Consider the following 8,053-nt stretch of genomic DNA (forward strand, 5'->3'; position numbering starts at 1 on the left):
GGATACCCGGCGCTGGCGCGCCGGGAAGTGCGGCCACTCGCTTCGCGAGTGGCGACGGCTCCGCTTCGCTTCGCCGAATTCCCCCGCAAGCGGGGGAATTGAATTCCGCAAGCGGAATTCTCGGAAAGGCGGCACTATTCGCGCAGGCGCGAATAGTGGGGGCCCCGCTTGCGGGGCCCCGATGGCCGGCTGCGGGAGGGGGTGCATCGTGCGCGTCCCTGTGTACGGCCTGGGGTTTCCACCCACCACTTCGGCGGGGAGGGTGACGGTGGGTCGGATCCGGCCGAATGGTGGTCGCGGCCCGGGGACGGGTTCCGCTGCGCTCCACCCGACCCCCCTCCCCGCCTCCGGAAACGCCCCGATCGCGTGCGCCTGTACCCGACGACGCTCTTGAGTGTATACGGGAGAATCGGCCGCCATGGGCGAGGCCGGGCCGTGCTTCACTCCGAGGTGCGAAGTTGACGCAAGGGTGATGCATCATGGCGCCTCACTGTGTAGAGTTTGGGAGTAGGCACCACATCCCCGAGCCGCGCACTTCGCGCCGGGACTCCCTTTTCCGGTTCCCGAAAGAAGGAGCCTCCTCCTCGTGGTCATGAAGAGAAGCGATTTGCGTGCTCACCAGATCGAGACGGTTGGCGCCATCAAGCGTGGATTCGATATCCCGCCCGGTGGTATTCCGGCCGAAGGATTGCGGGGGCAGGTGATTTCCGCGTGCGGCACCGGCAAGACCATCACGGCGGCTTTCGCCGCTCGCGAGATGCTGCCCAAGGGCCGGATTCTGGTCCTGGTGCCGACGCTGGATCTTTTGGCGCAGTCAGTCAAGGAATGGCACCGGGTGGGTCACAGGGGCCCGGCTGTTGCCGTCTGCTCCCTTCAGGACGACCCGGAGCTGTGGGATCTGGGGGTGCGTTCGACCACCAACCCGGTACGGCTGGCGATGTGGCACGCAGAGGGCCCGGTGACCATCTACGCGACCTACGCCTCGCTGGGTGTCCTGGCGGATGCCTTCGAGGGCGTCTACGGGCAGAGACTGGCGCCGGTGGACCTGGCGGTGGTCGATGAGGCACACCGCACCTCGGGCTCGATGGGCAAGGCGTGGGCCGGCATCCACGACCAGGCCGTGATCCCCGCGCACCGGCGGCTGTACCTCACCGCGACGCCGCGGATCTGGGAGGAACGGCTGAACCGCGAGGTCGCCGAGGGGGCGCGCGATCCGCTGCCGCGTGAGATGGCGGCCTCGATGGATGACGAGAAGGTCTTCGGACCGGTGCTGTACAAACTGACCTTGGCATCCGCCATCACCCGCGGTCTGCTGGCGCGGTATCAGATCATCGTTCTGGAGCTGGCGGATCCGGTCGTCACGCCCGAGCGGCTGATGGGCGAGGACCGGCACGGCGAGGAGGTCCGCGGGCAGCGCCTCGGGGCGCTGCAGGCCGCGCTCCTGCACACCATGGCGCAGCACAACCTGTCGACGTGCATCACCTTCCACCACCGCACGATCGAGGCCCGGGCCTACGCGGAAGGGCTGGAGCGTGTGGCCAAGCGGCTGCACACCGACGCCCCGGAGACGTACCCGGCGAAGGTGTGGGCGGACTGGTTGTGCGGCGAGCACGTACCCGAGCGTCGGCGGGAGGTGCTGGGATCGTTCGGGACCACCGCGCGGCGGGCGGTGCTCTCCAACTGCCGGGTCCTGGGCGAGGGCGTGGACATCCGGGCCGTGGATTCCGTGGCCCTGTTGGACCCGAAAGGGGCGCCGCACGACATCGTGCAGGCCATCGGGCGTGCGTTGCGGCAAAAGCCCGGAGAAGGGAAACTCGCTTCGCTCATTGTGCCGGTTTTCCTTCGGCCCGGGGAGCAGCCGGAGGACATGTTCACCTCCGGGTCGTACCGGCCTTTGGTCAAGGTATTGGAGGGTCTGCGGGCTCATGATGAGGAGGCCGTGGAATTGCTCGCGATTCCGCAGGAGCCGCAGAAGAACGTCGCGCAGCCCTCCGTGGACATCGGCACCGCGCCCGGGGAGGGCGAGGAAGAATCGCGTCTGTTGCTGCGATTCGCCGCCCCGCGTGACCCGCTGATGGTCGCGAACTGGGTCTCCTTCAACGTGATCGACACCGAACGCCAGGACTGGGCCCGCGGCTGGGCGGCCTTGAAGAAGTTCACCGAGCGTGAGCATCACGCCCGGGTGCCCTACGGACACCGCGAGGGCGCGACACCCCTGGGGCAATGGGTCGCGGAACAACGCCGCGCCTACACAGCCGGGCAGATGAGCGCCCGGCGCGCCCAGCGCCTGGAGCAACTCGGCATGGTCTGGTCCCTGGCCGACCAGAGGTTCCAGGAGAACCTGGAGGCGGCGAGGGCCTACTTCGAGGAGCACTGGACGTTGTGCGCGCCCCGCACCGCGACCGCGCTGGACCGGCCGATCGGGCAATGGCTGTCCAACCTCCGGCGCCCCAGGGCGCTGGAGGACCACCCGGAGTGGAAGGCCGCGCTGGAGGCCGTGGACGAGAACTGGAACCCCTCCTGGCCCCCCGCCTGGCAACGCCACTACGCCGCGCTGCGCGCACTCCTGGCCGACGAACAGGGCGGGGTCGACGTCCTGCCCGGGGTCACCGTCCACGGCATGGACATCGGGCGATGGCTGGCCCGCCAGCGGACCCCGAAGGGGTGGGAAGGGCTGGCGGCCGGGCAGCGTGAACTGCTGGAGGCCATCGGCATCACCCCACCACCCCCGCAGCAGACAGAGCCCGTCAAGACCCCCGGGGCGGCCGTGAGCGCCTTCGAGAAGGGCGTGGCGGCCCTGGCCCAGTACAAGGCCCGTGAGGGCTCGGTGACCGTCCCCAGAGGCCATGTGGAAACGGTGGCGGTCGGCGGCCAGGAACACGCCGTGAAGCTCGGGGTGTGGCTGACCAACACCAAAACCCGCCGGGCGAAGCTGACCACCGACAAACTCACCGCACTCGCCGACCTCGGACTCCACTGGGCCACGACGGCACAGGAAGGGGCGGCGTGAGGCCCCCGGGCAAGGGAGAAGCGGCGCGGCGGGTGGCCAGCGGTGATCCGCGTCGGCGGATGGGTGACCACCGGACGATGGCGGTCGGCGCCCGGATGAGGGTCCACACCATCCTCGCGGCCGCCGGGCTGGAGCCGCAGGAGGCGGACGAACTCCTGTGTGCGCTGGAGGCCGGTGCGGTGGCCGACGCGCACTGCTGGGTGGAAGAACTGCACGGCAGCGCCCCCCGAGGACCACGGCGCCGCCCACGACGACGGCTGGGACACCGCCGTGGACCGGGCGTTGGACGTGCTGGTCCGTGTGGCCGACAACGCCTACCGACAACGCGGACGCGCCCGCGCCACCCGGACACTGCCGGCCGGCGGGGAAATCCTGCGGGCCCACGAGCCGGCGGCCGATCAGCGGGCTGCCGGGGCCGGGTCCTGCGGTGAGCGAGGGGACGACCGTGACCGGTGACCACACGCAGGAGGAACGTGTACGGGAGGCACTGCGGCGGCACGGCCGCACCCATGCGTTCCTGGAGGCGGAGACGGTGATCTCGGTTCTGCTGTCCGACCCCGGGGTGCAGGAGGCGCGGGCACACATCGAGGCGGCGGAGACGGAACTCGGCAGAGAGCTGAGCACACGCCTCCAGCCTTTCCAGGACCGCTACGAACAGGCCGTGCGCGAGGGCGACGCGGCCCGGCTCACCGGGATCCGTCCCGGCAAGCACGGCCGCTGGGGACGGATCTGCGTCCTGGAGAAGGGCCACGAAACCTCAATGGAGGAACCGCCCCGGGGCCACAACAGCCAGGGGCAGCCGATCGCGTGGGTGGGCAGCGCACCCGACGACCGGCGAAGCGCACCGGGCACCGTCACCACACCACATCGGGGACCGTGCCGGGGCGCGGGGCGGTGACGGCGCCGGCAGCGATCGACAACGGCCCGCCCCGGCAGCTGCAATGCCGGGGGGGTGACTGAGCGCTTCACTTGGCGGATGAGCGGTTGAGTTGGCGCACTGAGCACCCGCGTGGGGACGCCTGGCAAGCCGAGGCGCTCAGTCACACGTTGTTGAGCAGGTGTTCCTACTTCCCAAACCCTTTGTGGATCTCCTCGGCGAGGACGCCGTCCTCTTCGCTACTGCGGCCCGTACTCCGGTGTCGGCGGCGTCCGCGATCGCCTCCTCACTCGCCCCGGCCTGTCCGGGTTACGCCGTCAAGCCGGGTCAGCGCCCTGGCTACACTCCGACTTCATGACGACGATCTACACGACCCAGGAGTGGAAAGGCCACGGGAGGCAGAACTACTACTGGAACGAGTACAGGCTCGAAGGCGACACCGTCGTCAAGTACAAGTGCCACCGGCAGAAGTTCTTCGACGGCGATGAGAACACCTGGCAGAAGGACGAATCGCTCCAGGAGTCCTGGGGACTCGACGACCCGAGCATGCCCGACTGGCTGAGGCGGTATCTCTGAGCACGCCCCTATCCCTGTAGTCCTGGAACGCATCACCGCGTGCCTGTATGGCTGCTGACAGACCTCTCGGAGCCATGAAGCGGCGGCGAGCCTCGGCGGGCCTGTGGCGCCCGCGCCGGTACGGGCCGGCGGCCGGGGGCGAAAACACGCGCGGGTGCTCAGTGCGCCAACTCAACCGCTCATCCGCCAAGTGAAGGGCTCAGTCACACGGGGCGGGCCGCTTCGTGTGCGTGGCTCCTGGTCAGTAGTCCAGGTCCAGGTAGTCGATATCGGTGATGGCCACGTCCGTGAGTCCCATGGCGCGGTGGCCGCCGTCCTGGAAGTACACCTCTTTGAGCCCTTCGGCGATGATGTCGCGCATCTGCCGGTCGCTGGCTCCTTGTTCGCGTGCGTCGAACAGACGGCGGGCGTACTCGGGGGGAAGGTGCACGGTCAGGCGGCGGAAGCGTCCGTCGTCGGTGGTGCCGACCGGTGCGGTGTATCCGAAGCGGGCGCGGGTCTCGATGGTGACCCCGCCGGTGGTGGCCGCCTGCCGGCGGCGGCGTTTGCGCACGCCGGGCTGCCACCGGGACCGGACCGCGTCCTCGATCCGGGCCGCGATATCGGGGCGGGCGGTACGGGCACCGCGCCGGTAGCGGTTCACCGAGTCCGCGGTGACCCCGATCTCCCGCGCGACGGCCCTCGTGCTGCCCAGCTGTTTGACCAGAAAGTTGATCCGGCCCTTCAACGTCTTCGGCGGCTGCCGGGTGAAGCCCTCACGGTCCGCGCGCTCGATCGCCTCCTCGACCTCCCCCACAACCCCTACTCCCCCTCGGTCGCAATGGTGGCCCGCGCGCCGCCCAGAGTCGCGGCTCGCCGGTGGGCGGGCAGCCCAGCGAGGGCGTGGTCCACCCCGCACAACAGATCCGGCACCGGAATGCCGTAATGCGCGGCCAGGGCATCCAGATCCGCGAGAGTCCAGGGCGTGGCGCCGGACTGGCGACGGGAGATCTCCGTCTGCCCCCGCCCGCAACTCCCGCTGCGTCTCCCCCGTCGCGAACAACAACGCCGCGACCGTCAGCCGCAGTTGCTCCTCCGTACTCCGCATATGCACACCTATCATCACTGATGAGTTCTCAGCGCAGCAGCCGGTGGCGAGCGTTCCCGGTGGGGGTTCGAGATTCCCGCTCCGGCTGTTCCCGCCCGGTGGTAGCGGTGCGGGTGGTCGGGGTCGCGTCCCGCAGGGCGTCGACGACCGCCCGGGCCGGCTCGTAGCGGGTGGCGGGGCAAGGCCCGGCCGGGGAACTTGGTGGCCGGGGCGAGTCCGACACAGGAGGCCGGCGGCACGGCGGCGGCCCCGACACCGATTGCGGGCACCGGGGGCGGAATCCCGGAAAGAGGGTGGGTCTCCAAGGGTTCGCCGATCCGTGCTTCCGGCGCCCGGTGTTGCGCCGGGCCCGGATGGCGGCCGGGCCTCTCATCGGCGGTCGGTGGCCCCGGGCCCGGTGACATCGCCTCCGCGCCCATCCGGCCGGCAGGGGGCAAGTCATGCCGGGCCCGCCGGCCGGGAGCCCTGTTTCGGGGTCACGAAGAAGGTGACGGGGACGGGGTTCACCGGGCTGCGGCGGTGCACTCCCAGTCCGCTGCCAGGTCGTCGGGCATGGACCACGCGGCCACGGAACATCCTCCCCCACAGGGGGAGGAGACCACGGCACACAGCCCTCCCGTAGGGGTGGGTTCGGTCACGAGGACCGCGGTGGACAGCACCGGCCAGCCGTACCGGTGGGCGTGTTCCATCAGCAGGGGGTCACCGCCGACGACGTGGGGTCGGCCGGCCGCCCGCAGGAGGTCCAGGTCGCTGGCGTGATCCCCATAGGCGTAGCAGTCGGTCATCGGCACGCCTTCCCGTGCGGCGGCCTCCCGCGCGACGGCCACCTTGTGGGGGCCGATCACCGGACGGATCACCTCCCCCGTGAGCTTTCCCTGCCCGTTGCGTACCGGGTCGGTGCACAGCACCGTGTCCGCTCCGAGGTGCTCGGCCAGGGGGGCCAGGCACGGCAGGAACGAGCCGGAGACCAGGGCGATGCGGTGTCCGGCTGTCCGGTGGTGGCGCAGGGCGGCCAGTGTGGAGGCGATGAGCGGGGGGCCGATACGACGGCCGGAACGTATCTCTTCGTACCAGCGACGGCCCTGCGCCAACAGGTCGGACCAGAGTGCACCCGCGTACAGGCGGTAGTAGGCCCGGTTGACCTCGCTGCGGTCCGCGCCCGCCTGTGCCATGGCCCGTAGCCGTTCCGCCTCGCGGATGTAGGTCTCCTCTCCCAGGTGGAAGCGGAGGAAGTCGAACATGCTCTTGGTGTTGATCAACGTCTCGTCGACATCGAAGAACGCGATCGGTGCCACGGGTGTGGCGGTCATGGTCGGATTCTCCCTTCGGCAAGCATGTGGGGCGGCCCCGGCTGTGGGCGGGGGTCTTCCGGCTCGACGATCCATGCATCACGCAACCGCATCTCGGCTCCCCGCGGATATCCCGCTCGTGGGAAATCACCTCATCCCGGCTGTTCACGAGGTCCCGTGTGTGCCGGCCGTGGGTGTGACGCGTCTTCACCTTCGGGGTGGTGACGGGGTGTCGGCCGTCCGCGGCGGCGGGCTTCGTCCCGTCGTACCGGTCCACCTCCTGCACCTCCACTCCCGGTGCGGGCTCGGGGGCGATGAGGTGCGGCCGGTGGGGACCGGTCCGGGGCGCCCGGGTCGGGGCGGAGGCCTCGGTGGTCGGTCGTCCGTGGCCGGGCGAGGTGCCGTCGACCTGGTCGACGACCGCGGTGGCACGGGCGGCGCCGGGGCGGTGTGCCGGGGCAGCCGGTGGGTGGTGGCGCGCCACGACAACGGTGTGATCGCCATGTGTCTCCCGGTGGGTATCCGCTGTTGGCCGACTCGGCGGCACGGCGGGCTCGGCCCGACTGGGCGCAAGCACCATCGCCTGCGTCCCGGTCATCGGTGTGCTCGTGTGGTCTTTTCCCCGATCCATGCCATGCCTGCGCCGCACATCAGCAGCGCGGCCACCCCGCCGGCCACGGTGCCGTAGCCGCCGTCCGGGGCGGTGGCGAACTGCGGGCCGAGTCCCGCGCCGACGAAGAGGGCAAAGGTGTAGAGCGCCACACCGGCTCCGCGGGCGGGGCCGGCCAACCGGCCGATCGCCTCGACCAGGGCGGGAGCGGCGACGGCGACCGCGAAGACGAAGACGAACAGCAGCGCGCCGAGCATCACCACGCCGATGTCGTTTCCGGAGAGCAGCGCGACGAGGCCGCTGGTCAGGCCTGCCAACAGGAGGGCACCGAATACCCGCCGCCCCGGGGGGATCCGGGCGAAGCCCCGGGCGGCAAGCAGCGGTACCAGCAGCATCGCGGGCAGCGCACAGGCGCGCATCGCCAACAGAGCGTCGGCATCCCCGGCCAGTGCCTCGGGACCGGTGGTCTGCAGACCGGTGTAGAGGGCGACGAAGCCGCACAACAGGGTGGCGGCGGCGAGCAGCAGGAACACCACGGCCGGTCGGGTCAGTAGTCGCCCCATGGCGCGGTAGGCATCGAGGGTGGTGACGCCGGGGGCGGGCG

7 protein-coding genes are annotated in these 8,053 nt (G+C 70.5%); 4 read left to right on the forward strand and 3 right to left on the reverse strand.

Features of this window, described 5'->3' with window-relative positions:
• Window positions 1-592 precede the first annotated feature (592 nt).
• From FOE67_RS10205 to FOE67_RS10220, 4 genes are all read left to right on the forward strand, one after another.
• Window positions 593-3,010 carry a DEAD/DEAH box helicase gene (locus FOE67_RS10205; protein ID WP_182662770.1) on the forward strand — a complete coding sequence of 806 codons (2,418 nt, stop codon included), beginning with the start codon at window positions 593-595 and terminating at the stop codon, window positions 3,008-3,010.
• Between the two features lie 174 nt (window positions 3,011-3,184).
• Complete coding sequence (locus tag FOE67_RS10210; RefSeq protein WP_182662772.1) at window positions 3,185-3,466, forward strand: hypothetical protein; 282 nt, start codon at window positions 3,185-3,187, stop codon at window positions 3,464-3,466.
• Window positions 3,456-3,908: a hypothetical protein gene (locus FOE67_RS10215; RefSeq protein ID WP_323384639.1), complete on the forward strand. Its 453-nt coding sequence runs from the start codon at window positions 3,456-3,458 to the stop codon at window positions 3,906-3,908. Before FOE67_RS10210 ends, FOE67_RS10215 begins: the two co-directional genes overlap by 11 nt.
• 333 nt (window positions 3,909-4,241) lie before the next feature.
• Window positions 4,242-4,463 (forward strand): hypothetical protein, encoded by a 222-nt coding sequence (locus FOE67_RS10220; protein WP_182662774.1) that lies wholly within the window; start codon window positions 4,242-4,244, stop codon window positions 4,461-4,463.
• Between the two features lie 241 nt (window positions 4,464-4,704).
• On the opposite strand, the gene tpg is transcribed toward FOE67_RS10220, so the two are convergent.
• From tpg to FOE67_RS10235, 3 genes are all read right to left on the reverse strand, one after another.
• The gene (gene tpg / locus FOE67_RS10225; protein ID WP_182662776.1) at window positions 4,705-5,259 is read right to left on the reverse strand and encodes a telomere-protecting terminal protein Tpg; all 555 of its coding nucleotides are present in this window, start codon (window positions 5,257-5,259) and stop codon (window positions 4,705-4,707) included.
• Window positions 5,260-6,053: 794 nt separating this feature from the next.
• Window positions 6,054-6,860, reverse strand: a complete 807-nt coding sequence (locus FOE67_RS10230; protein ID WP_182662778.1) for an HAD family hydrolase — start codon at window positions 6,858-6,860, stop codon at window positions 6,054-6,056.
• Between the two features lie 573 nt (window positions 6,861-7,433).
• Window positions 7,434-8,053 (reverse strand): MFS transporter (locus FOE67_RS10235; RefSeq protein WP_498370696.1); only part of this gene is annotated, 620 nt, incomplete at its 5' end.

It is taken from the genome of Streptomyces calidiresistens (assembly GCF_014141525.1).
Taxonomy (GTDB): domain Bacteria; phylum Actinomycetota; class Actinomycetes; order Streptomycetales; family Streptomycetaceae; genus Streptomyces; species Streptomyces calidiresistens.

Coding starts and splice junctions, on each gene's coding strand:
- FOE67_RS10205 (WP_182662770.1), top strand. CDS start 593: ATGAAGAGAAGCGATTTGCGTGCTCACCAGATCGAGACGGTTGGCGCC.
- FOE67_RS10220 (WP_182662774.1), top strand. CDS start 4,242: ATGACGACGATCTACACGACCCAGGAGTGGAAAGGCCACGGGAGGCAG.
- FOE67_RS10230 (WP_182662778.1), bottom strand. CDS start 6,860: ATGACCGCCACACCCGTGGCACCGATCGCGTTCTTCGATGTCGACGAG.